This window comes from Flavobacterium cheonhonense (genome assembly GCF_035671315.1).
GTDB classification, from domain to species: Bacteria; Bacteroidota; Bacteroidia; order Flavobacteriales; family Flavobacteriaceae; genus Flavobacterium; species Flavobacterium cheonhonense.
Map to the genome: position 1 here is coordinate 190,539 of NZ_JAXAVY010000002.1, position 24,468 is coordinate 215,006.

The 24,468-nt window shown below is 37.8% G+C and carries 27 protein-coding genes; 14 read left to right on the forward strand and 13 right to left on the reverse strand.

Going from position 1 to position 24,468, the window contains the following annotated elements; genetic code table 11:
* Positions 1-52: 52 nt before the first annotated feature.
* Genes SK086_RS06745 through SK086_RS06755 form a run of 3 tightly spaced genes read right to left on the reverse strand, consistent with a single transcriptional unit; the run spans position 53 to position 2,612 of the window.
* The gene (locus SK086_RS06745) at positions 53-940 is read right to left on the reverse strand and encodes a 3-hydroxyacyl-CoA dehydrogenase family protein (protein WP_290876234.1); all 888 of its coding nucleotides are present in this window, start codon (positions 938-940) and stop codon (positions 53-55) included.
* A 20-nt stretch (positions 941-960) separates the two neighbouring features.
* Positions 961-1,626: a CPBP family intramembrane glutamic endopeptidase gene (locus SK086_RS06750; RefSeq protein ID WP_324690587.1), complete on the reverse strand. Its 666-nt coding sequence runs from the start codon at positions 1,624-1,626 to the stop codon at positions 961-963.
* A 20-nt stretch (positions 1,627-1,646) separates the two neighbouring features.
* The gene (locus tag SK086_RS06755; protein WP_290876238.1) at positions 1,647-2,612 is read right to left on the reverse strand and encodes a Gfo/Idh/MocA family protein; all 966 of its coding nucleotides are present in this window, start codon (positions 2,610-2,612) and stop codon (positions 1,647-1,649) included.
* A gap of 145 nt (positions 2,613-2,757) precedes the next feature.
* Between SK086_RS06755 and SK086_RS06760 the strand changes: the two genes are divergently transcribed.
* Positions 2,758-3,399, forward strand: a complete 642-nt coding sequence (locus SK086_RS06760) for a protein-L-isoaspartate(D-aspartate) O-methyltransferase (protein ID WP_324690588.1) — start codon at positions 2,758-2,760, stop codon at positions 3,397-3,399.
* On the opposite strand, the gene smpB is transcribed toward SK086_RS06760, so the two are convergent.
* A complete protein-coding gene (gene smpB / locus SK086_RS06765) occupies positions 3,396-3,848 on the reverse strand; it encodes an SsrA-binding protein SmpB (RefSeq protein ID WP_324690589.1) in 453 nt (150 codons plus the stop codon). The two genes, SK086_RS06760 and smpB, sit on opposite strands and share 4 nt — an antisense overlap.
* Before the next feature lie 151 nt (positions 3,849-3,999).
* Here smpB and SK086_RS06770 point away from each other — a divergent pair, with 151 nt between their 5' ends.
* Both SK086_RS06770 and SK086_RS06775 read left to right on the forward strand, forming a co-directional pair.
* A complete protein-coding gene (locus SK086_RS06770; protein WP_324690591.1) occupies positions 4,000-4,638 on the forward strand; it encodes an outer membrane beta-barrel protein in 639 nt (212 codons plus the stop codon).
* Positions 4,639-4,731: 93 nt separating this feature from the next.
* Positions 4,732-4,956, forward strand: coding sequence for a VF530 family protein (locus SK086_RS06775; RefSeq protein ID WP_324690592.1), 225 nt, complete (start codon positions 4,732-4,734; stop codon positions 4,954-4,956).
* A 4-nt stretch (positions 4,957-4,960) separates the two neighbouring features.
* Here SK086_RS06775 and SK086_RS06780 read toward each other — a convergent pair whose 3' ends face one another.
* A complete protein-coding gene (locus SK086_RS06780; RefSeq protein ID WP_324690593.1) occupies positions 4,961-5,521 on the reverse strand; it encodes a GNAT family N-acetyltransferase in 561 nt (186 codons plus the stop codon).
* 21 nt (positions 5,522-5,542) lie between these two features.
* Complete coding sequence (locus SK086_RS06785; protein WP_324690594.1) at positions 5,543-6,397, reverse strand: aldose 1-epimerase family protein; 855 nt, start codon at positions 6,395-6,397, stop codon at positions 5,543-5,545.
* A gap of 98 nt (positions 6,398-6,495) precedes the next feature.
* Here SK086_RS06785 and SK086_RS06790 point away from each other — a divergent pair, with 98 nt between their 5' ends.
* From SK086_RS06790 to SK086_RS06805, 4 genes are all read left to right on the forward strand, one after another.
* Positions 6,496-6,777: a hypothetical protein gene (locus tag SK086_RS06790; RefSeq protein WP_324690595.1), complete on the forward strand. Its 282-nt coding sequence runs from the start codon at positions 6,496-6,498 to the stop codon at positions 6,775-6,777.
* Between the two features lie 305 nt (positions 6,778-7,082).
* Entirely contained in the window at positions 7,083-7,580 is a 498-nt protein-coding gene (locus SK086_RS06795; protein ID WP_324690596.1) for a CAP domain-containing protein, read from the forward strand.
* A 117-nt stretch (positions 7,581-7,697) separates the two neighbouring features.
* Complete coding sequence (locus SK086_RS06800; protein ID WP_324690598.1) at positions 7,698-7,865, forward strand: hypothetical protein; 168 nt, start codon at positions 7,698-7,700, stop codon at positions 7,863-7,865.
* Between the two features lie 51 nt (positions 7,866-7,916).
* Positions 7,917-8,090 (forward strand): hypothetical protein, encoded by a 174-nt coding sequence (locus tag SK086_RS06805; protein WP_290876418.1) that lies wholly within the window; start codon positions 7,917-7,919, stop codon positions 8,088-8,090.
* 59 nt (positions 8,091-8,149) lie between these two features.
* Here SK086_RS06805 and SK086_RS06810 read toward each other — a convergent pair whose 3' ends face one another.
* Entirely contained in the window at positions 8,150-10,612 is a 2,463-nt protein-coding gene (locus SK086_RS06810) for a TonB-dependent receptor domain-containing protein (RefSeq protein WP_324690599.1), read from the reverse strand.
* 91 nt (positions 10,613-10,703) lie between these two features.
* Complete coding sequence (gene arsC / locus SK086_RS06815; protein WP_290876414.1) at positions 10,704-11,045, reverse strand: arsenate reductase (glutaredoxin); 342 nt, start codon at positions 11,043-11,045, stop codon at positions 10,704-10,706.
* Positions 11,046-11,116: 71 nt separating this feature from the next.
* On the opposite strand from arsC, the gene SK086_RS06820 reads away from it, so the two are divergent.
* Positions 11,117-12,073 (forward strand): CPBP family intramembrane glutamic endopeptidase, encoded by a 957-nt coding sequence (locus tag SK086_RS06820; protein ID WP_324690600.1) that lies wholly within the window; start codon positions 11,117-11,119, stop codon positions 12,071-12,073.
* Positions 12,066-13,106, forward strand: a complete 1,041-nt coding sequence (locus SK086_RS06825) for an AMP-binding protein (protein ID WP_324690601.1) — start codon at positions 12,066-12,068, stop codon at positions 13,104-13,106. Before SK086_RS06820 ends, SK086_RS06825 begins: the two co-directional genes overlap by 8 nt.
* Before the next feature lie 49 nt (positions 13,107-13,155).
* Here the strand turns inward: SK086_RS06825 and SK086_RS06830 are convergent, their stop codons facing one another.
* The 5 genes from SK086_RS06830 to SK086_RS06850 all read right to left on the reverse strand — a co-directional run bounded on the left by SK086_RS06830 (position 13,156) and on the right by SK086_RS06850 (position 19,091).
* Entirely contained in the window at positions 13,156-13,581 is a 426-nt protein-coding gene (locus tag SK086_RS06830) for a DoxX family protein (RefSeq protein WP_324690602.1), read from the reverse strand.
* Between the two features lie 70 nt (positions 13,582-13,651).
* On the reverse strand, positions 13,652-15,277 hold the full coding sequence (locus tag SK086_RS06835) for a M1 family metallopeptidase (protein ID WP_324690604.1): 1,626 nt from the start codon (positions 15,275-15,277) through the stop codon (positions 13,652-13,654).
* A 45-nt stretch (positions 15,278-15,322) separates the two neighbouring features.
* The gene (locus SK086_RS06840; RefSeq protein ID WP_324690605.1) at positions 15,323-16,972 is read right to left on the reverse strand and encodes a pseudouridine synthase; all 1,650 of its coding nucleotides are present in this window, start codon (positions 16,970-16,972) and stop codon (positions 15,323-15,325) included.
* A gap of 48 nt (positions 16,973-17,020) precedes the next feature.
* The gene (locus SK086_RS06845; RefSeq protein WP_324690606.1) at positions 17,021-17,452 is read right to left on the reverse strand and encodes a hypothetical protein; all 432 of its coding nucleotides are present in this window, start codon (positions 17,450-17,452) and stop codon (positions 17,021-17,023) included.
* 10 nt (positions 17,453-17,462) lie between these two features.
* Positions 17,463-19,091 carry an acyl-CoA carboxylase subunit beta gene (locus tag SK086_RS06850; protein ID WP_324690607.1) on the reverse strand — a complete coding sequence of 543 codons (1,629 nt, stop codon included), beginning with the start codon at positions 19,089-19,091 and terminating at the stop codon, positions 17,463-17,465.
* A 194-nt stretch (positions 19,092-19,285) separates the two neighbouring features.
* Here SK086_RS06850 and SK086_RS06855 point away from each other — a divergent pair, with 194 nt between their 5' ends.
* From SK086_RS06855 to SK086_RS06875, 5 genes are all read left to right on the forward strand, one after another.
* Complete coding sequence (locus SK086_RS06855; RefSeq protein ID WP_290877031.1) at positions 19,286-19,930, forward strand: DUF47 domain-containing protein; 645 nt, start codon at positions 19,286-19,288, stop codon at positions 19,928-19,930.
* Positions 19,931-19,954: 24 nt separating this feature from the next.
* Complete coding sequence (locus tag SK086_RS06860; protein WP_290877034.1) at positions 19,955-21,286, forward strand: inorganic phosphate transporter; 1,332 nt, start codon at positions 19,955-19,957, stop codon at positions 21,284-21,286.
* Between the two features lie 120 nt (positions 21,287-21,406).
* Entirely contained in the window at positions 21,407-22,630 is a 1,224-nt protein-coding gene (locus SK086_RS06865; protein WP_324690608.1) for a porin, read from the forward strand.
* 73 nt (positions 22,631-22,703) lie between these two features.
* Positions 22,704-23,378 carry a hypothetical protein gene (locus SK086_RS06870; RefSeq protein WP_324690609.1) on the forward strand — a complete coding sequence of 225 codons (675 nt, stop codon included), beginning with the start codon at positions 22,704-22,706 and terminating at the stop codon, positions 23,376-23,378.
* Between the two features lie 169 nt (positions 23,379-23,547).
* Complete coding sequence (locus tag SK086_RS06875; RefSeq protein ID WP_324690610.1) at positions 23,548-24,315, forward strand: dienelactone hydrolase family protein; 768 nt, start codon at positions 23,548-23,550, stop codon at positions 24,313-24,315.
* Positions 24,316-24,468: the final 153 nt, after the last annotated feature.

The following is a 24,468-nucleotide window of genomic DNA, read 5'->3' on the forward strand; positions in this document are numbered from 1 at the left end:
TGTAAGTTGGCTTAGATCTAACTTTGAACTTACAACCTGGAACCTACAACTTTTAGATAAACTGCTTCGAAACTTTCTCTGCTTTTTTAGATTCTGAATAGTCGTAAAAACCTTCACCTGATTTTACGCCTAGTTTTCCGGCCATCACCATATTCACTAATAGTGGACAAGGCGCGTATTTCGGGTTTTTGAAACCGTCGTACATTACGTTAAGAATAGACAAGCAAACGTCTAATCCAATAAAGTCGGCCAGTTGTAATGGTCCCATCGGATGTGCCATTCCTAATTTCATTACAGTATCAATTTCGCTTACACCGGCAACGCCATTGTATAAGGTTTCGATGCTTTCGTTAATCATCGGCATCAGGATTCTGTTGGCCACAAAGCCCGGATAATCGTTAACTTCTGTTGGGGTTTTACCCAATTTAACCGATAACTCCATGATGATTTTGGTTACTTCATCGGAAGTATTGTAGCCGCGAATGATTTCGACCAATTTCATAATCGGCACCGGATTCATAAAGTGCATTCCGATTACTCTTTCCGGATGAACTACTTGAGCAGCAATTTGTGTGATGGAAATTGAAGAAGTATTTGTGGCTAAAATCACGTTGTGGTCGCAAACCTCACTTAATTGTTTGAAGATGTTCAATTTTAAACCTACGTTTTCCGTTGCCGCTTCAACTACCAAGTCACAACCAACCACACCGTCTTTGATATCGGTATAAGTAATAATGTTGCCTATGGTTTTGTGTTTGTCGTCTTCGGTAATGGTTCCTTTGGTTACCATTCGGTCAAGGTTAGCAGCAATCGTTGCCATACCTTTTTCCAACGATTTTTCAGAGATGTCAATTAATTTTACGGTAAATCCGCTTTGTGCAAAGGTATGGGCAATTCCGTTACCCATAGTTCCGGCACCAATTACAGCTATTGTATTCATTATATTGGTTTAGTGTTTGTTTATTTTCCTAGTAAATTATAGAATTCCAGATAACCTAAATAACTTAAGGTTAAAAATACGGTATCGATTAATCCGTGAATAATTATGTTGACCCAAATATTTTGGTATTTGCTGTAAATTAATGCAAATGCAATTCCAAATAGAAATGTCATGATCAATCCGGAAAGTCCTTGGTATAAGTGAGGCAATGAGAATAAGACAGCGGAAAGCAAAATAATCAAACCTTTTTTATCGCCAAATATTTTTTGGAACTGAAAAAAAGCATAGCCCCGAAATAAAAGTTCTTCCCCAAATGCAGCACTTATCCACATATATAACAAATATTTGAAGTACATTCCGATATTGCCTTTAATGCTCTCAAATGTAGAATAATCAGCTGGTTCATTACATAACCAACTCACTGTTGGTTGGAATAGAAAATCCATTACGAGTTCAAGTCCTACATACACTAATAGTATAGCTTTTAACTCTTTTAAACCTAACTTTTTAAAATTTAATCTGTTTAGATTACCCTCTTGAAGATAGGTTGTGACAAGGATAAAAAGGACTATAACACAAAATGTATACGGAAATTTGGTCAACGGATTATATATCAAAGAAAAAGCGATTGCTAAGAAAAGCAGTGCAAACCATTTGTTGTTGAGTATGTTGATTGTTTTATTCACTCTAAAAAAATAAGATTTTATTATTTTTCCATCGAATCAATAATCATATAAGCTACTCGTAAGGCTTCCGTTCCGTCTTCCAAAGTTACTATCGGTGTAGTATTGTTATTGATAGCATTGGCAAAAGTTTCTAATTCGTCCAATATGGCATTGTTAGGTGCTACATCAGGATTGTTGAAATAAATTTGCTTGCGTTCGCCTTCGGCATTTTGCAGAATCATATCAAAATCGCCCGGTACTTCGGGAGCGTCTTTCATTTTTACGACTTCACAAATCTTATCGAGATAATCCACCGAGATGTAAGCGTCTTTTTGGAAGAAACGCGATTTGCGCATGTTTTTCATGGAAATGCGACTCGAAGTAATATTGGCCACACAACCGTTTTCAAATTCGATACGGGCATTGGCAATATCAGGTGATTGGCTCAACACCGAAACTCCGCTGGCGTGTACCGATTTCACCTTCGATTTCACTACACTTAAAATCGCATCGATATCGTGTATCATTAAATCTAAAACCACCGGAACGTCAGTCCCGCGCGGATTGAATTCGGCCAAACGATGCGTTTCAATAAACATCGGATTGTCGATTTGATTTTTTACGGCAATGAAAGCCGGATTGAATCGCTCCACATGACCCACTTGACCTTTTACATTATTTGCTGCGGCCAAAGCGATGATTTCCTCCGCTTCTTCCACAGTAGTGGCAATCGGTTTTTCGATGAAAACGTGTTTCCCCGATTTGATGGCTACTTTAGCACATTTGTAATGAGAAAGCGTTGGCGTAACAATGTCAATCACATCAACAGCATGGATCAACTTAGCAATGGTGTCAAAACGCTTGTAACCAAACTCGGCTGCAATTTTTTCGGCATATTCATGGTTTTCATCGTAAAAGCCGACTAATTCATATTTTTCAGATTGTTGTAATAATCGCAAGTGTATTTTTCCAAGGTGACCGGCACCTAAAACGCCAACTTTTAGCATAAAAATAAATTTTATCAAAAGTAGCATTTTAGTTTAAAGTTTAAAAGTTTAAGTCCCGAAACTTCGGGATAAAAATTTATCGGGAATCAGAATTTGTTTATTGGATTTTTTACTTCTATTTTTACCCGATAAATCATTACCCCAATTGAAAGATACCGCTAAACATCAAGGATTGCGAAATAAACTGGCCAAGTTGCTGGAAGAAAAGGGCATTACCGATAAAAATGTATTGGAAGCCATAAAGCGTATTCCTCGACATTTGTTTTTGAATTCCGGTTTTGAAGATTTTGCGTACCAGGATAAGGCGTTTCCCATTGCCGCCGGGCAAACCATTTCACAGCCTTATACCGTGGCTTTTCAAACCCAATTACTACAAGTTAAAAAAGATGATAAAATTTTGGAAATCGGAACCGGTTCGGGTTATCAAACTGCCGTTTTGGTGGCTATGGGCGCCAAAGTATATTCGGTAGAAAGACAAAATGAACTCTTTAAAATTACTTCGGCTTTGCTGCCTAAGTTGGGCATTCGCCCGAAGCATTTGTCTTTTGGTGACGGTTATAAAGGGTTGCCTAATTTTGCGCCTTTCGACAGCATCATAGTTACAGCCGGAGCACCAATTATACCAAAACCTTTAATGGCGCAATTAAAAATAGGAGGCAGGTTGGTGATTCCTTTGGGCGAAGGCGAACAAATTATGACGATGTTGATTCGCAAAAACGAAACCCAGTTTGAAAAACACGAGTTTGGAGAATTTCGTTTTGTTCCTTTATTGGAAGATAAAAATTAGAAGGATTTTTTGATTCGGTCTAAATCACGCTTTACATCTTGCTCTTTTAAACTTTCTCTTTTGTCGTAGGTCTTCTTTCCGCGGCAAAGACCTATATCTAATTTGGCCAAACCTTTTTCATTGGTAAACAATTTTAAAGGAATAATGGTCAATCCTTTAGTATCAATACTTCTCTCGAGTTTTCTAAGTTCTCTTTTGTTGAGCAACAGTTTTCGTTCGCTCTTGGCTTTGTGGTTGAATTGATTCCCATAAAGGTATTCATCAATTTGGGTATTGATGGCAAACAATTCTCCGTTGTGAAATTCACAGAAACCTTCTGTGATATTGGCTTTTCCTAAACGAATTGATTTGATTTCCGTTCCGGTTAAAACAATACCAGCCGTATAAGTTTCGATTATTTCGTAATCAAACTTGGCTCTTTTATTAAATATGTTAACGGTTTTCAACATAGGATGGCAAATGTATAAACAAAAGCGGAAATGTAGTAGTGAAAAAGGGTGAAATTATCAATAAAAAAAATGTTTAAACTATGATTTATATCAGTTTTTGGCTGAATTCTTCCCCTTAATTTTGGGGTATAATTTTAAACTAACAATCAAAATGAAAAAATTATTATTAGTAGCAGGATTAGCATTTTTTGGTTTAACTGCTCAAGCACAAGAAAAAAGTAAAGGATTAGAAGGCGCTTGGTGGGCCACTTCACAGTTTGGTTACCAACAAACTAAAGAAGGTGATACAAAAGGAACCAATTTAACCGTTTTACCTTTGGTTGGTTATTTCGTTTCTCCATCGGTTACTGTTGGTGCCGGTGTTGGTATAGTAAACATCAAATCTGAAACAGGTTCTACTACAAATGCTAACACTAATTTAGTAGTGGTTGAACCATTAGTAAGAAAGTATTGGAATGTAGCCGGTAACTTCTATTTCTTTGGTCAATTAGCAACGCCAATTATCACAGGGAAAGAAAAAGAAGCTAACACCAAAGTAAACCAATTCGGAGTGGCTATGTCAGGAGGTTTTGACTACTTTGTGACTAAAAACTTTAGTGTTGAGTTTTCATATAACTTGGCTAGTTTTACCTCTACTACTATTAAACCTGATGGTGGAGATAAAAAGACCATCAATAACTTCTCTGTAGCTCATGTTGCTTCAGTAGACCCAGCTTACATTAGTGCTTTGGGCGGAAGTGCTCCGAATTTAACTACACCATTATCATTCGGATTTAAATTTGTGTTTTAATTTTATAGTTAATAGTTATAAGTTAGTCCCGATTTAATCGGAGTTTAAACCGCTTGTGTTGTGACAGGCGGTTTTTATTTTTACCTTTACAACATGAAAAATAAACAACCCAACAATCCGCTACACGGCGTTACCTTACAGCTTATGTTAGAGCAGTTGGTGGCGTATTACGGTTTTGATACTTTGGGGGAATTAATCAAAATCAGGTGTTTTAACAATGATCCCAGTATTAAGTCGAGTTTGACTTTTTTGCGCAAAACCGAATGGGCTCGAAAACAAATAGAAGCGCTTTATATTAAAACCTTGCCTAAGTTCTGATAAGTTAAGGTTTGAAGTTTCTTCTTAGCAACGAATAGATTACGGTATCCCAAAACTTGCCTTCCCACAATTCGTTTTCCAATATATGTGCTTCTTTGACGAAGCCGTTTTTCAGTAATACTTTTTCTGAGGCTACATTTCCGGGATCAATTACGGCTTCTATGGAGTGTAAATTCATCTGCTCGAAACCATAAGTCACTACCGCTTTTATAGCTTCAGAGATGTAACCTTTACCATTGTATTCGGGCAGCGACATATAGCCGATTTCCGCGCGATGGTTTTCGGGTTGGATGCGATAATGACCAATGATGCCCATAATGGTCTCTTCACCTTTTACCGTGATGCCCCAGTTGATGCCGGTATTGTTGTCGATTTTTTCATTAATCATTGTAATGTGCGCCAAGGCATCTTCTTTGGTTTGAGCTAGCGGACGAGGAATATATTGCATCACTTCCGGATTACTTCGCATGGCGAATACTTCTGCTACATCGTTAGGATTTAGACGACGTAATAATAGTCGTTCGGTTTCGAGGTTTTGGAAAGGATGGAAATTGATGGTAAGCATGACAATCGTTTTTTGGTAAATTTATACAATTTCTATACTAAAACTAATTTCTTTTTCCGAATTAGCTTCCAATAGCGTAATGCCTTCTTTTTCCATCAGATTTCCATTAGCGGCAATGGTGTCGGCATAACCCAACCAAGGTTCTAAGCAAATGAATGGCGCACCGACTTTCGTCCAAAGCCCGAAATGAGGAAAATCACGGTATTTGAAATTGAGAATAGGCACATTATTTTCCAGGAGTTGTATTTGTTTCGATGTCATACTTTTAAAGACTAAAGCATCTTTTTCAAATAATGCATAACTTAATGGTAGTAGGTTTTGCTGTAGCGGCACAATTGCTGTTTTATCCGAAATCAAGTCGTTATCTAAACTATAACTAGTTAAATTTTTTTCTTTTTCGAATCTCAAACTATAGTCGGTAAAAGCATTTTTTAACGCAAAAGCCGGATGCCCGCCAATGGAAAATGGCATGGTCATTTGGTTGTTATTTCGGATCAGATAACGCACCACCAATTCATTTTTAATTAAAGTGTAACCGACTTGCAACTCAAAATCAAAAGGATATGCCGCTAGTGTTGCCGCATTTTCTTGTAAAGAAAAAATGACTTTATCCGATTCTTGACTTATAACTTTAAATTCATAATCTCTCGCAAATCCGTGACGCGGTAAAGTATAATTTTGTCCATTGAAACGGTAAGCGTTGTTTTTTAAAGTACCCACAATAGGGAAAAGAATAGGGGAGTGTTTGCCCCAGTATTCGGGGTTTCCTTCCCAAATGTATTCGCGTTTGGTTTGGATGTTTTGGATAGAGATGAGTTCAGCTCCTTTGCTGTTTATGCTGACAGATAGTGTTGAATTTGAGAGTGTTGCAATCAATTTGTAAAATATTTTTTTTGTTTTTTTCTTGGAAGGCAAAGATATTTTATTACTTTTAATCTACCCATAAATCTATTCACTAACTTAACACTAATAGTATGAAGCCAAATTTCGAAACTATTTCCAAAGAAGTTATCCATCTTCTTTCTTTTCCACAAGCTGATGTTTTAGCCACTCGTGAAGAAGTGCAGCAACGCCAATTAGAATTGGACAGGGCATTAGCGCTTGGTAATTTAGAACATTCAAAAATCAGAATTTATTTTGAAGACAATGAATCCAAAAAAGTGGTAGAAACTACTGTTTGGGCTGTTACTGACCAGCGGGTTATATTAAAACAAGGTCATTCCATCCCGATTAACAGAATTTATAAGTCGGCTTAAACTATTTCGACTCTTTGAAAAACCACTCCGATCAGAGTGGTTTTTTTATGCCTTAAAAAAACATCGACGAAATGCAATAATGTAGGAATATATCTTATACAAAAGAATAAAAAGTGTATTTCATCGATTTTATTTGTATTTTAATCGGTGTTTTTGGTAATATTGTTTAACCAAATCAAACAATACGTTCTTATAATAAAAATATATAAAGTGTTTGCCCCACATCTACTTTATTTCAATCTGTCATTATTAACCAATAAAGTGTTTGCCCCACATCTACTTTATTAAAAACTTAACCTACTACTATGAAAGCAAAAATGTTTAGAGCATTGTTGCCGTTAGCAATTCTGTTCACTATGGTATCTTGTTCTTCTGATTCCTCAGAAGCCGCTGCTGAAGACAAACAAGTTGTAACAACCTACAATTACAACGAAACCGAGTCGAAATTGATTACCCTAATCAACGATTACCGTCAAAGCAAAGGATTAAACCCGTTAACAGTTATCAATCACATCTCTTACAAATCGGAAGAGCACAACTTTTACATGATTGACAACAGTGTGGTGAACCACGATTACTTCCAACAACGATCTGACAACCTGGTACGTGTACTGGGCGCTGAAAAAGTAGGCGAAAATATTGCTTACAACTATCAAACGGCTGAGAGTGCCATGAGCGCTTGGTTAAACAGTCCGTCGCACAAAGCCAACATTGAAGGTGATTATACCCACCTAGGTATCTCTGTAACCATTAACCCTGATAACGGAAAAAAATATTACACCAACATGTTTATAAAAAAATAGTTTGATTATTGTTTTGTTTGATTTTGACAGATCTCGAAAAACCCGGCTCTAAACCGGGTTTTTTACTTTTTATAGGGTAATGACATTAGTTTTAACTACTGCAATTTTTCCTTTGAAATGAAGGATTCTAGCCCGGATGGAAACGGCATCCTTTTTTACGCTTGTGGCGGTTTTTCCGCGGCAAGCGTGAAAAAGATAGAGTGGACAGCCGGAATAGCTTCTTGTAAAAACTGCTTAAAAATTGTGGATAACCCGTTTGATAAAATGTGTGCAGTTTTTTGGTAAGCCCGATTATTACGCTTACATTTGCTTATAATTCAAAAAATTCCGGAAAACATGTTTGAATTTCAACAGTATCTAGGTTTCTTAGCTTTCTTGACAATCTTAACCATTGGTTTTTGGTTGATGATTTTCTTGATTACTGCGATTATCCCTTATTGGGTTTTTGGTGGTGTAAGAGAGTTTTTGCAAGAGAAAAAAGCTAAAAGAGAAGCCGAGCAAGCTGAATAATTTTTTCAGTTTGTTGTAAAAAAAAGCCTCGATATTTCGAGGCTTTTTTTATGCTTTGATTATCCCGGGAAATCACCGCCGTCATCTTGTTGACCGCCTCGATTTCTTCTCTCTTTTTCTCTTTCGTTTTTCTGTACGTTGAAGCGGTAGGTGAACGAGAAGTTGATTTGGCGTTCTCTCCACTGCATTTCTCCGTAAGAGTCAACAGCCCCAGCAATATAAGTTTCCATCAATCGCTTTCTGGAATTGAGTAAGTCACTCACGTTTAAAGAAAGCGTTCCTTTGTCTTTTAAAATGTCTTTGCTGAAAGCCAAGTTCATACTAAAAACCCCTAAACTGCGACCTTGCGCGTTTCTTTGTGGTCCGTTGTAAGTGGCATTGGTTTGCCAATCAATTTTATAAGGTAGATTGATTTTTGAAGTCAAACGTGTAAACCATGCTATGGTACTGTTATCAAAATTTTGAACAACCTCATTTCCATTGAAATCCGTATAAGTAAAATCACCATCCGTTTCATTGTAGAAGAAGTTAAAGTTACTGTTCAATTTCCACCATTTGTATGGAGAATAATTTAAAGTGAATTCGAATCCTGTTCTGTACTCGGTAGCCAAGTTGATAGGTGAACTGATAATAATTGGAATACCGTTTTGGAAATCGCCGCTTTCTCTGCGCACAAATTGGAACGCACCGGTAGTTTTGTTTCCGTACAATGACGTGTTAAAAGTGAGTTTGCTCCAACGTTTGATGTAACCAATATCGACTGCATCGGTAAATGCCGGATCTAAATCGGGATTCCCTACAAAAATATTTACGTTACTTGATAGGTTGTTGAACGGATTCAATTGACGGCCTCTCGGGCGTTGGATACGGCGACTGTAACTAATAGACGCGCTGGTTTGTTCACCCAATTCGTAAGTAAAAAAGGCACTCGGAAAGAAGTTGTCGTATTTTTTGTTGTTGAAGTCGCTGGTAGCCAATTGGTTGACTTCGATATTAGAATCTTCCCAACGCATACCTAACAAGAATGAGAATTTTTTGATTTTAGTACCGTAGCTGGTGTATAAAGCATTTACGTATTCTTTGTATTCCAATATGTTGGTGAATTGCGGAAACGGAACACCGTTGGTTACCACACTGTAGTCGCTGATATTTTTTAAGAATTCGCCTTTGTAACCAAACTCAATCTGACTTCCTTTGGCAAACGGATACACATAATCGGTTTGGATCAAATTACGGTTTTGTTTTTGCAGGTTAGTGGTTTCATCTAAGGTTACGATAGGCGTATTGGTAGCAGCATCGGTAATAAAGGCGATGTTTTCATCTGTATTTTTAGAAAACGAACCGTCAATGGTAAGTTTGTGGCCCTCTTTTTTGAAGTTTTTAGTAAAGTTGGTGGTGTATTCTATGTTTTTGCTCTTACTGTCCTCTGCGTTGATACGATTTCTTTCGTATTGGTAGGCAAAGTTTACATCGTAGTATTTTTGTAATACATCGTCAATGTTATTTCCGCTGTTTCTTCTGTAATTTACAGTATTGGTCCAAGTTAGGCTTTCGCTTAAAAACCAATCAAATCCGAAATTTCCGTTATAAGATTTGTTAGCTCTTTCATTTTCGCGGGTTTCGTACATGTAATCACGAGTAGAATTGTCATCGTTTAAATATCTCGAATTGGTTAAGGCATTTCCGGGATTTTCTCTCTGGCTGTAACCTTGCGTAGTAAACAAGTTGAACTCTTTGGTTTTGTAGTTTACAGTACCACTTACCCCATTGTTTTTAGGATATCCTGTAGTTCCGATAAAGGTTCCGTTGATGCCTTGGTTTTTACCTTTTTTCAAGATGATGTTAAGCAAACCGCCACCACCTTCAGCGTCGTAACGGGCAGATGGATTGGTAATTACTTCTACTTTTTCAATAGCATCGGCCGGAATTAATCGCAGTGCTTCGGTAATGTTAATGGCACTGGAAGGACGACCATCAATTAAAATTCGAACGTTGTCATTGCCTCTTAAACTCACGTTTCCTTCTACGTCAACAGAAACAGAAGGAATGTTATCTAATACATCACTAACCGTTCCGCCTTTGACCATTAAGTCTTGTCCAACGTTGTAAACTTTTTTATCCAGTTTAATCTCTACGGTAGTTTTTTCGGCTCTAACCACCACTTCGTTGAGTTGGGTAGCATCTTCCTCCAAGGCGATAGTTCCTAAATTGGTACTTTCGTTGAGGCGTTTTTGTTTGATTTCAGTAGGTTTAAAAGAAATGAATTCGATGATGATATCGTAGACACCGGCACTGGCTTCTACATTAAAGTTTCCTTTGTTGTCGGTAATTCCACCAAAAACAGCTTTTGGATTTTGAGTGTTTTTTAAGGTAATTGTTGCGTATTCTAATGGAAGTTTACTGGTTTTTTCCACCACATTTCCGGTAATGATTACTTTGGCTTTTCCGGCATTGGGTTGGGCAAAAGTGGCCATAGAAAGACAACATAAAATTAGGGCAGTGATAATTTGAATTTTTTTCATCTAAATGTTTTTGATTCATGCTTTAGAGTGCAAAAATACGCTTTGGTTTAAGTGACAATTCCCAAATCTTTGTTAAAAGTAATGCGATTTTTCAGATGAATTTTTGTAGCTTTTCAAGGTCTCTTCCAATGATAGCTTCATTGTTTTTAATCACAATTGGTCGTTCAATCAGAATAGGATGCTCGCTTAGGGCTTTAATTATTTCGTGGTCTGTAAGCGACTTATTTTTATAGTTTTCAATCCAAATCGTTTCTTTTTGGCGAACCAATTCTAGCGGATTTAAGTCGAGTTTTTGTAACAACTCTTTGATTTCTGCTTCTGATAGAGGGTTCTGTAAATAAGAAATAATTTCAAAATCTTGGTTGGCTTCGGTTAAAAAAGCCAGACAGTTTCTCGATTTTCCGCAGCGTGGATTGTGAAGGACTTGTAACATATTTTTTGACGCAAAGTAATAGATATTTGTATAAATGAAGTAATTTAGGCGAAATTAAAATTTTAAGATTTATGTTTTTAGAAAACAAGGATAATGTTTCTAAGTCGGCACTCAAGTACTTGTTGGGTTTTGTCGTAATCAGTTTGTTTTACATTTTAGGTCAGATTCCGTTTGGCGTTGCTGTAGTGACTAAGGCCATGTCGTCCGGTAAAGGTATGCCAACTACCGAGGCCGATATGATGAACGTCTTTAGTCCCAATGTAACCTTGGCTTTGATGCTACTCATTTTTGTCAGTACCATGATTGGAATCATCTTAGTGGTGAAATACATTCACAAATTGAGGATGATTGACATTACTACTACTCGAGCTAAAGTCGATTGGAAACGTATTTTTTTCAGTTTCGCATTGTGGAGTGTTATGAGTGCTGTTTTGACTATAGCTTCTTATTTTGGAAGTCCTGAAGATTTTGTGGTTAATTTTAAACCGATTCCTTTTCTGATTTTAGTGTTTATTTCTTTTACATTGTTGCCAATACAAACCAGTGCAGAAGAATATATTTTCAGAGGGTATTTGATGCAAGGATTAGGATTGTTGGCCGGTAACCGATGGTTTCCTTTAGTTATCACTTCTGTGATGTTTGGCTTGATGCACATTATGAATCCCGAAGTAGAGAAAATGGGTTACATTATTATGATTTATTATATCGGTACCGGATTTTTCTTGGGTATTGTTACCTTGATGGATGAAGGTATGGAGTTGGCGCTTGGTTTTCACGCGGCTAATAATATCGTTACGGCTTTGTTGGTGACCTCAGAATGGTCGGCGCTGAAGACCGAATCGGTTTTTAAAGACATCTCGACGCCTTCTGTTGGCTTTGAAGTTTTGGTGCCTGTGCTGATTATTTTTCCTTTGGTATTATTTGTTTTCAGTAAAAAATACAATTGGACAGACTGGAAAGGAAAACTTACCGGAGATATCCAAACTCGAATTGTTCCATCCTCTATAAATTTTGATGATCATGTATAATCCAACTTACGAAAATGTTCACAACCAGTTCAAGTTGAATGGCTTTCATTTGAACCGAGAAGACTTGTGTCGTGTGGCTTACAGCTTTATTAAAGAAGGCGAAGATTTTGAAAAACCGGTAGGTGATTTTTTATTGGATTGGTTCGATGACAAGCCCTATATCGAAATGCAAACCTCCGGTACTACAGGAACGCCTAAGTTAATATCTGTCAGCAAACAAGCTATGGTTGAGTCTGCTTTAGCTACCGGTGATTTTTTTGAATTGCATCCCGGCGATAAAGCTTTGCAATGCTTACCGGTTAAATACGTGGCGGGAAAAATGATGCTGGTTCGTGCCATGATTTTGGGATTGGATTTAGAATTTGTAGCGCCAAGTTCACATCCGTTAGACCATGTTGATATGGACTTTGATTTTGTGGCTATGGTGCCGTTGCAAGCTCAAAATTCGTTAACCGAACTCAAAAGAGTTAAAAAGATGATAGTCGGCGGTGCTGCTGTGAACAAAAACTTAGAAAAACAATTGCTGCAATTACCGACTCAAGTTTATGAAACTTATGGTATGACTGAGACAATTACGCATATTGCTGCCCGAAAATTAGGAGAAAAGGCCTTTACGGTTTTACCTGGCGTAACCATTTCTTACGATGACCGAAACTGTTTGGTGATTCACGCACCGCGTATTTCCGATGAAGTAATAGTTACCAATGATTTAGTAGAATTGCTCAACGAAAATCAGTTTGTTTTTGTGGGTAGAGTCGATAACGTCATCAACAGTGGTGGCATTAAATTGATTCCGGAACAAATAGAGGAGAAGTTGTCGCACCAATTGACACAACGATTTTTTATCGCTTCTAAACCCGATACAGAATTGGGAGAGAAAGTGATCTTGGTTATAGAAGGCGAGGCTTTTGATTTGGCCGATGACCTTTACAAAAACTTAGACAAATACGAAAAGCCCAAAGAAGTTGTTTTTGTGCCTAAGTTTAAAGAAACGGCGACCGGAAAAATCATGCGAAAAGAATCGCTTCAATAATAAAAAACGCACTATACCAGTGCGTTTTTTTTATGGCTAAGTTTCCGTATTATTTTTGCATTTTGAAGTAATAATCGGCTGAGTGTTTGCCGCTGCCGTAAACCGTGTAAAACATACTCAGTCCTAAAGTTAAGGTTGACAGCAAAAGATTCAGCGCATTCATATCGCCTAAAAAATTAATCAATACGGCTCCGACTAAAATTGGCAATTGCGCAAGTAAAGCCCATCGCGTCAGCAATCCGAACATAATCATAATGCCGCCCATGATATGCGCCGAAGCTACATAGTGAAACGCAAACATACCGCCTAAAAAATTACTGGCCGGTGCTATCAAATCTTCAAACGCTCCGCTGTTACCAATAAAGGTAGTCCCTTTATAAAATAAAAAGGCGCCCAATAAAATTCGGAAAGCATCAAACCAAATGGTAGAATGAGCATTGGCCCATTTGTTCAAACCTTTTACTGAAGTATCCATAATAAATATGTTTAAATTTTAATCTAATTTACTAATTATTAATGAGATACGGTTTTGTTTTTGTTTTTTTTTACAAGAGTTTGTATTCAATATAGAATTGATTGAGCTTGGGAGCCACTTCTGTGATGTTCTTTACCTTCACTTTTGTGGTTGTCCAAGTGCTTTTGGGTTGGATTCTAAAGGTTTTATTTTGATAGGTTAGCTCAATCGGCATGGTAAAATTATCATTTACATTGCTCCATCTGGCAGCTAATTTCCCTTTCACAGTTTTTAATTCCAATTTCGGAATGGTGGTTTTTTGCAAATAATGATTAAAAATCGGTGTTAAGTTCTGTCCGCTTTCTTTGTTAAAATAAGCGATAACGGTTTCTGAATCTATGATTTGATGTTTGAAGGTATTGGCATAATCCAACAACAGTTTCCACCATTTGACATCGTCATTAATCACATGTCGTAGTGTGTTTAATAACAAAGCGCCTTTCGGATACATATCACCCGAACCTTCATTATTTACGCCGTAATTCCCAATAATCGGACGATCGTTCTTAACATTCTTCTTTAAACCATTGGTATAAGTCATGGCTTTTTCATAGCCTTGTTGGCATTCCACATAAACGATTTCGGAGTATTGGGTAAATCCTTCGTGTATCCACATATCGGCGATGTCTTTGGAAGTGATGCTATTGCCGAACCATTCGTGACCGGTTTCATGGATGATGATAAAATCGAAAGACAGTCCAACTCCGGTCCCGGACAAATCACTTCCTAAATAGCCTTTGAGGTATTTATTTCCGTAGGCTACAGCGCTTTGGTGTTCCATACCTAAATAAGAAGTTTCGACTAATTTGTACCCGTCGCTTTTAAAAGGATATTCTCCAAACTTACTTTGAAAGCAATCCATCATCGGTTTGACTTCTTCAAAATGAATTTTGGCTTTGGCTTCATTATCTCTTAATACATAATAATCCAAATCCAAACCTTTGTAGTTTTCATGCAGTAAAACATAATCACCTACATTCACCGTAACGTCATAAGTGTTGATAGGATTTTTTACTTCCCAATCCCAGCGGGTGTAACCGTTTTTCAAATCTTCTGAGCCCAAAAAACGCCCATTGGAAATATTCATCAGTCCGTTAGGTACAGCAACTTTTATAGTAGCGCCATAGTCCGGTTCGTCGGTTTGGGTATCTTTCACCGGATACCACAAGCTGGCTCCGGTACCTTGAACAGCAACTCCAATCCAATCTTTACCGTTATTATCCTGTTTAAATACAAAACCGCCATCCCAAGGCGCATGACGTGCAATTGTAGGTTTTCCGGAATAATAAAAACGAATGGATTTTTCCGTGGTCTCTTTCTGAATTGGATTTGGAAAGTTGATAAAAACCGCATTGAATTCTCTTGAGTAGTTGAGTTTTTTATTTTGATAAATGATACTGTCAACTTGCATGTTTTCAAACAAATCTACTTGAATGGTCGAAGTCCTTTCCACAGTTTTGAAAGTGATGTCGTTGTAACCTGTAATTGATTTTTCTTTCGGATTTATAGTGATGTTCAAATCGTAGCGCAATACATCATACGCAGTGCGTTCAGGCCTTAATCCGCCTTGCAGACTGTCTTTACGGCTAAAATTTGCTTGTCCTGATATAGTTTGGACAAAGCCGATAAACAACGCGAAACCGAGAATTTTTTTCATAAATGGACATTTTGAAATGGGTTGAGCAAAGCCCAATATTGTTTCCTACTCAAAATCAGCCGCCACAGTCACCGTTATGGATTCTTTTGAAACAGGATGATTAAAAGTAATACTTTCGGCGTGCAAATGCAAACGATTGGCTTTGGTTCCATATAAATCATCACCAACAATAGGAGAGTTTAATCCCAATTGGTGTGCAGCATGTACGCGAAGTTGGTGCGTTCGACCGGTAATCGGGTAGAAGTGTACCAAGGTTTGATTACCTCTTTTTTCCAACACTTCCCATTCGGTTTTGGCGGGTTTTCCGTAATCAAAGCAAACAATTTGGTTTGGGCGATTGTCTAAATCTACGCGCAACGGTAAATCGATTACACCTTTGCTTTCGTTTACATTACCATCGAGTAGGGCAACGTAGCGTTTTTTGACTTTTCTCTGTATGAATTGGGCTTGCAGGTTTTTGTATACTGTGGCCGACTTAGCAATCAGCAACAAACCGGAAGTCGACATGTCTAAACGATGCACGATTAATGGACCGCTCGCATTGGGATAAAGTAATTTAACGCGACTCCAAACGGAATCCGTAATGTCTTTTCCCGGTACCGATAAAAATTCGGCGGGTTTGTTCACCACAGTCAAATAGTTATCTTCATATACAATTTCCAAAGTTTTCCCTTCCGCCGGATTGGTTTTAAACGGATTGTCTTCTAACGGAATATCTTTGAGCATGTGTCTTAGTATCGGTTCGCATTTTCCGGTACAAGCGGGATAAAACTGTTGGTGCTTTCTAACTTCGGATTTAGGCGATTGTCCCCACCAAAATTCGGCCATCGCAATGGGTTTTAAGTCGTTTTGAAAAGCGTAGTGTAGGAGTTTTGGTGCTGCGCATTCTCCAGCTCCGGCAGGAGGATTGCCATTAAAAATTTCTCCTAAGCTTTTCAGTTCTTGGTACTGATTGAGAAAGGCGTATTGTTCAAAAAGTTGCTGTTGGAGTTCCGCCGATTTTTTACGGCGTTCTTCTTTGAGTTGGTTAATTGTCGAAGTAAAATCAGCCACAGTTTCCTCAGCAGCGGTGATGTGATGTTTCCAATACAGCGTCATTTTTTTGAGTAAGATGCCTTCTTCCTGACTTTCTTTGTTAAGTTGCTCTACATCGGCTTCCGGATTGTTTTGACGAAGTGCTGCTCTGCGTTTTTTGCCGATTTTAATCGTTTCTTTTTGCGCCTGAATTTCTTTTTCTGCTTGGATTTTGGTTGCGCTTAATACTTGAATTGACTTTAGGTAAGTGTAATCATTTTCAAGTAGTTCAATTTTTTTATTATAATTATTTAAGATAACTTCTTCTTGCTTGAAAAAACTTTTTTCTTCCAACATGTCAAACACAGTTGGCACAAAAAACGGGTGGTGGTTGCGCTCTGCCAGTTTACCCGAAAACGCCCAAAGATAACCCAATCGACCTTCAGTATTTTGTACTACTAAAACGCCGAACATTTTGCCTATGGCTAAACCGTCTTGTGTATCATCTAAGCCGAAGTTATGTTCGAAATCGGTTTGTGTTTCGAGATAATCCTGCAACGCTTTAGCTGCTATTTTACTCAAATCGTGCGGTTCGTAGTAAAACGGAAAAGTGAATTTTTCCGGTAGGGTAATACCTGAAATGTCTTGTTGAAAAGCGATAAAATGAGCGGCCTTTTTCATCGCTGCAAAGCTATAAAGGAAAAGTAAATTATTGGCTAATTAATGATTTTATTCCTTCAATAAAAACTTCAAGTTTTCTATGGTACGAATTTCAGATTTGTAGAATTGAAGTGCTGTCGGCACCACTTTGTCAGAAGTATCACGAGCCGATTTTTTGACAATACGGGCGGTAGTTCCACTGAAATTCAAGGTATATTCTTGGTTTAAGTCGGTCGCCTCTGTGGTGAACTTTATAATTTTATTTTCAACTTTCCATGTACCTTTTCCCTTTTTATGGGTATCGTGATTACCTCGTATATCAACTACTCGGTTAAAACTTGTAAAATCAAACGTTTGATCGGCATTGAGTTGTATTATATAGTCAAGAATACTTCCGTCTTTACCTTCAATTAAAAAGAAATAGCTTCCGGTGTAATCTTCGGCTTGGGCATTGCCTTTATAACTACAAAGTAAAATAAGGAGAAAGATAAGCTGTTTCATAGATGACCATTTAAACTTGTATTACTCCCAAATTAAATGGCTTTTCAATCGGCGCGTGATTAGCAGCTTCTATTCCCATAGAAATCCAAGTTCGGGTTTCCATCGGATCAACAATCGCATCGGTCCATAATCGGGCTGCTGCATAATAAGGGGAAACTTGTTCGTCATAACGCGCCTTGATTTTATCAAACAACGCTTGCTCGGTTTTTTCATCTACAGTTTCGCCTTTGGCTTTCAAAGAAGAAGCTTCAATTTGGGCCAATACTTTAGCAGCTTGGGTTCCGCCCATTACCGCGAGTTCGGCACTTGGCCAGGCAAAAATCAATCGCGGATCGTAGGCTTTACCACACATAGCATAGTTTCCGGCGCCGTAGGAGTTGCCGACTACTACTGTAAACTTCGGTACAACCGAATTGGAAACAGCATTGACCATTTTGGCACCATCTTTAATGATTCCGCCGTGTTCACTTTTAGAACCTACCATAAAACCGGTTACGTCTTGCAGAAAAACGAGCGGAATTTTCTTTTGGTTACAGTTGGCTATGAACCGCGTGGCTTTATCGGCTGAATCTGAATAAATGACACCACCGAATTGAATTTCACCTTTTTTGGTTTTAGAAACGGTACGTTGGTTGGCTACAATACCCACAGCCCAACCGTCAATTCGGGCATAGCAAGTGATGATGGATTTACCATAATCCGGTTTGTACATGTCCATTTCGGAATTGTCTACCAAACGCTTGATGATTTCCAGCATGTCGTATTGTTCCGCTCTGGATTTGGGTAAAATACCATAAATATCTTTTTCGTCTAAAGCCGGTTTTTGTGGTTTTTCGCGATTAAAACCTGCCTTTTCATAATCGCCTATTTTCCCGACTATACTTTTGATACGGTCCAAAGCATCTTTATCGTCTTTGGCTTTATAATCGGTTACCCCGGAGATTTCACAGTGTGTTGTGGCACCGCCGAGAGTTTCATTATCGATATTTTCTCCAATAGCGGCTTTTACCAAATAGCTTCCGGCCAGGAAAATACTTCCTGTTTTATCCACTATCATTGCTTCATCACTCATAATAGGAAGGTAAGCACCACCGGCTACGCAACTACCCATCACAGCGGCAATTTGAGTAATACCCATACTGCTCATAATCGCGTTATTTCTAAAGATACGACCAAAGTGTTCTTTGTCGGGGAAAATTTCGTCCTGCATGGGCAAATACACTCCGGCAGAATCCACCAAATAAATAATAGGCAATCTATTCTCTATAGCGATTTCTTGTGCTCGTAAATTCTTTTTAGCCGTAATCGGAAACCAAGCACCGGCTTTTACGGTAGCATCATTGGCCACGACTATGCATTGTTTGCCTTTGATGTAACCCATTTTAACCACCACGCCACCCGAAGGACAACCGCCATGTTCTGCATACATGCCGTCACCCACAAAAGCGCCGATTTCGATACTTTTGACTTTGTCATCCAATAAATAATCAATGCGCTCGCGTGCGGTCATTTTTCCTTCTGCATGCAATTTTTCAATGCGCTTTTCGCCACCGCCCAATTTTACTTTAGCCAATCGTTGTTTTAATTCAGATAGTAAAAGTTTGTTATGATCTTCGTTTTTATTGAAGGTAAGGTCCATAAATTTGTAGGGTATATAACGATTGTGTGAATTGGTTGCTAAACTACGAAAACGTTTTCAATAACTGAAATCAGATGTACAATTGACCATGCTAATTTTATGTTAACAAATTGTAAATTTCAATTCAATTGCATCAACTATATTTAATATTCACTTAACATTAGAGTCATACATTTGCATCAAATTTTAACACTATGTCTATCAACAACATTTTCCAGTTTTTAGTTCCAAAAGATAAAAAATTCTTTCCTCTTTTTGAACAAGCCACCTCAAATTTAGTGATTTTAGCTGAAACCCTTCATGAAGCTGTCAATGCCCCAAAATCGGAGCGTGAGGATTATTTCAGAAAGATTGAGGAATTAGAAGCCACCATTGAAGAGATTACCCATAAAACACATTTGGAATTAAGCAGAAATTTCATCACTCCTTTTGATAGAGAAGACATTCACGCTTTGGTAAAAGCCATTGATAACGTAGCTGATTACATGCACGGTGCTGCCAGTAGAATGCGTTTGTACCAAGTAGAAAAGATTACAAAGTCCATTCGTAAATTAACAGAAATTAATTTAGAAGCTTGTCAGTTAATCAATGCCGGTGTAAAGCAATTGAAAGACATGAAAGACCACAAGGCTATCAAAGAAACTTGTAAAAAAATCAACAAATTAGAGAGCAAAGCGGATTCGGTTTTTGATAAAGCGGTTGCTGACATTTTCGAAAATGAAACCGATGTTAAAAACATTATCAAGTATAAAGAAGTACTTTCTGCTTTAGAATCTGCTTCAGATAAATGTAAAAGTGTTTCCAACGTAATGGAACAAATTTCAGTAAAACATTCATAAACAGTTTAATATAAATCAACTTTTATGGATTTTACTTTATTGTTAATCATCATATTCTTAGCGCTGGTATTTGACTATATCAATGGTTTTCACGATGCAGCCAACTCCATAGCAACCATAGTAGCGACTAAGGTATTGACGCCTTTTCAAGCGGTATTGTGGGCAGCGCTTTTTAACTTCATGGCTTATTGGGTTTTTGGTTTCGGTGTTGCTGATACTGTTGCCAAAACCGCACATACCAGTAGTATTGACCTAACGGTGATTTTGGCCGGGGTCATTGCAGCGATTATTTGGAATTTAATTACTTGGTGGAAAGGTATTCCATCTTCATCTTCCCATACCTTAATTGGTGGATTTGCCGGAGCAGCCATTGCACACGGTTTTCGCGATGTCACCGATCCTGAACATGCCGGATTTAAAATTGTAAACTGGTTAAAAGAAGCCAAAGAGGGAGAATTATTACCATCGGGTGTCTTTATTGTCATCTTGTTTATTGTATTCGCACCATTGTTGGGTATGATAATCTCTTATTTCATTTCGCTTTGGTTGATGTACTCTTCAAAGAAAAATGTTTGGCCTAAAGTATTAACTGTAGTGTTGATGTTGTTGGTTGGATGGTTTTTATACTCCGTTATGGTGCCATACGAAGACATCAAAAAACCAAGATTTGAAAGTGAATTTTGGAGTGTCGTTACAGAGCCTCATAATATAAAATGGTTCTTAGTTGCTTTTATTTTCTATAGTTTGGCCATATTCAATTTATTATTCAGCAGTTTCTCTACTGCAAAAGCTGAACGAGTATTGAAAAAAATGCAATTACTGTCTTCCGCAGCCTTTAGTTTGGGGCACGGTGGAAATGACTCCCAAAAAGTAATGGGAATTATTGCCGCGGCTGTAGCGGTTTATATCAAATCCAATCCTAACATCGATTTATCAGCGGGTTGGTTAGATTTGAATGTAGTCTTGCCTTCCGAAAAAGACGGCGTTAAAATAGACGGTGTTATGCCGGGATGGATTCCGCTTACCTGTTACACCGTAATTGCATTAGGAACCTTGAGTGGCGGTTGGAAAATTGTAAAAACAATGGGTTCCAAAATTACCAAAGTAACTGCTTTTGAAGGCGTAGTAGCCGAATCAGCCGGAGCGTTAACCTTGTTTTCTACAGAGCACTTTAAAATTCCGGTTTCAACCACACATACCATTACAGGTTCTATTATTGGGGTAGGCGTAACCAAAAGGGTTTCAGCAGTTCGCTGGGGTGTTACGGTTAAATTATTGTGGGCTTGGATTTTAACCATTCCAGTTTCAGCAGTTTTAGCCGCCTTAGTATATTATTTATTGAAAATATTTATCTAAAAAAAATAATTTTACAAAAGCCGACTGTTAAGGTTGGCTTTTTTTATAACTACTTTCTAATCGTTAATAAAAGGTTTTTTTAACATCAAAAAATCATTAACAACACAACACACAACTACAATGAAAAAACTATTACTAATAGGTGCTTTACTGGCATCAATTTCAATATCCGCACAAATTACAATTGAGCAAACCAAACACGATAACGATGTTAAGTTGTCAGCCTTGCCCTATTATAGTTTTGGTAAGGGAATTGGTATGACTTCTCCTGATAGTATCTTCCAACTCAATATCCGCTTTCGCATGCAAAACAGAGCAACCTATTTGGATGAAGATGGTGAAGCAGGCGCTTATGATGGTCAAGTGCGTCGTTTGCGATTGCGTTTTGATGGTTATGTAGGGAATCCTAAATTTCTATATGCTATTCAACTTTCTTTCGCACCGGGCGATGTGGGTGAAGTGAAAGAAGGTGAAAATATCAACATCATTCGCGATGCCGTCGTTTTTTACCGACCGAATAAGCACTGGAATATCAGTTTTGGACAAACCAAATTACCCGGAAACCGTCAACGCGTTAACTCGTCCGGAGGTTTGCAGTTAACCGACAGAACCATTAATAATGCTAAATTTACTATTGATCGTGACTTTGGGTTTCAAGTGCACAATATGAATGAGTTTAAAGACAAATTCTCTTATAACTTCAAAGCGGCATTATCGGGTGGAGAAGGCCGAAATCAAACCGGTAAAGCAGATGACGGTGTAGCTGTAACCGGTAAAATAGAAATAATGCCATTGGGTGCCTTTTCTAAAGATGGTACTTATTTTGAAGGCGATATTTTACGCGAAAAGAAACCTAAGTTGTTATTGTCCGGGGCTTTTCAACAAAATAACCACGCGCAACGTACGCAAGGACAATTGGGGAATGATTTGTTTGAGAGACGAACCATGAAGTCGGTTTTACTTGATGCTATGTTCAAATACAACGGTTGGGCAGCCATGATGAGTTATATGTCGAGAACGACAAATGAAAACGCTATCACCGTTAATCCGGAAGATGTTACCGAAAGTAATTATGTATTTGTCGGAAACGGGTTTGATTATCAAGCGAGTTATAATACCAAATCGAACTACGAATTCATCGCTCGTTATTCTATCCAGAATGTTGGAAATGATATTGCAGCTTTGGCGCCTAATGTCCGAGAATATTCTGTGGGCATAACCAAATACATTTGGGAACACGCTTTTAAACTGCAAGCTGAAGTCAACTACGATACTCTAAATTATTTTGACGGTACTTCCAAGAACAATTGGTATGTACGTTTTCAGGTTGAAATAGGAATTTAACATAATAAAATTCGGATATTTTTTTTTTGTTTAGGGAAAGAATCTATTTTTGCGATTCAATAAAATAATCACAATGAAAAAAATCCTATTACACACCATTTTATTTGTTTCACTTCCAATCTATTCTCAACAAATAGGGAACGGAATGTCAATTATCACTGCCAAACAACGCCTTGATCTTTCTAAAGGCAACGACGTTGACGAAAAGAATATTGAAGGAAGTCCATATTTTACAACAACATTTTTACCCGCTACTGTTACCGGTTATGAAGGAATGTTTTTACTTCGATATAATGCTTACAAAGATGAGATGGAATTTCAAAGCGAGGGAAAAATCCTTTTTGTGATAAAATCAGACAGTATGGAGGTTAATTTTACCAACAGCAAGAAAAACTACAAATACACACTATACAACTCTGATAAAGGAAATGTCAAAGGATTTTTGGTAAAGCTATCTACCGGAGAAAAAGTTTCTTTATTCAAGAGAGAAAAAGTGAAACTAATTCCAAAAGTAGAACCTGCGAATAGTTATGCTAGTGAAGTTCCTGCTCACTATGAATTTCAGAAAGAAACCTTTTATATAAAAAAAATGGACGGAATAGTTACATTCCCGAAAAACAAAAAAGAATTGGTAAAAATGTTTCCTGACAAAGAAAGCCAAATAGTAGATTTCTTAAAAAACAACAGCATCTCTTTTTCAAAGGAGTCTGATTTGGTTACCCTTGTAACGTTCTTAAATTCAATTTAAGCTTCATAGTAGCTTGTTTTTCTATTTCAATTTTATCTCAATCCGTTGAGAAAATATTAAATATGATATTAAATCATCCAATATAACTAAAACCTCTTCGGAGGTTTTTTTATTTTTTTAACGTTTGTTCCGATGCCGATTAGTTAATTTTATATCAAAATCACATTCTATGAAACTCAAAACAATATTTCTAGTAACAATTATGTCCGGTCTGTTGACTGGCTATGCACAATTAGTACCAATGGATTACAAAGACGGTGAACAAAAGCTCAGTGGCTTCGGTGTAAAACCTCAAAACGGACTCAAAGAAAAATCGGGTGTACTCATTTTACCGGCCTGGATGGGCATTGACGAACATTCTAAAGAAAGTGCTGCCGAACTCTCCAAACTAGGCTATTATGCTTTTGTAGCCGATATTTATGGTGTAGACAAGCGACCGAAGAATGCTGCCGAAGCCGGAAAAAATGCCGGTTATTACAAACAAAACTTTGCCGATTACCAAAGACGCATTCAATTGGCTTTAGACCAGTTGGTCAAGCTTGGTGCCAATCCGGATAAAATTGTAGTCATGGGTTACTGCTTTGGCGGAACCGGTGCTTTAGAAGCTGTTAGAGGCAACTTAAAAGTGCAAGGAGCCGTTTCTTTTCACGGTGGTTTAGGGAAAGACGCTTCTCGTGCGGTAAACAAAATCAACTCCAAAGTTTTGGTGCTTCACGGTGCCGATGATCCTTATGTTCCCAAAGCAGAAGTCGATGCTTTTCAAGAAGAAATGAAAAGTTCTGGTGCCGATTGGCAAATGGTGTTCTACGCCAATGCCGTTCATGCTTTTACGCACAAAGATGCCGGGAGCGACAACAGCAAAGGTGCCGCTTACAATGAACTAGCCGAGAAACGTTCGTGGATAGCTTTCAAAAATTTTTTGAAAGAGGCTTTATAAAATCCAACTTTCTTCAAATAACAAAGCCCAAAACAGTCCGCTGCTTTGGGCTTCGTTATTTCTATAAAATACAAAAGCCGACCTGGAGCGATCGACTTATGCGGTGAGGTGTAACTTCCTTTACGGAATCCTCGTGGCAAATGTAATTGTAAA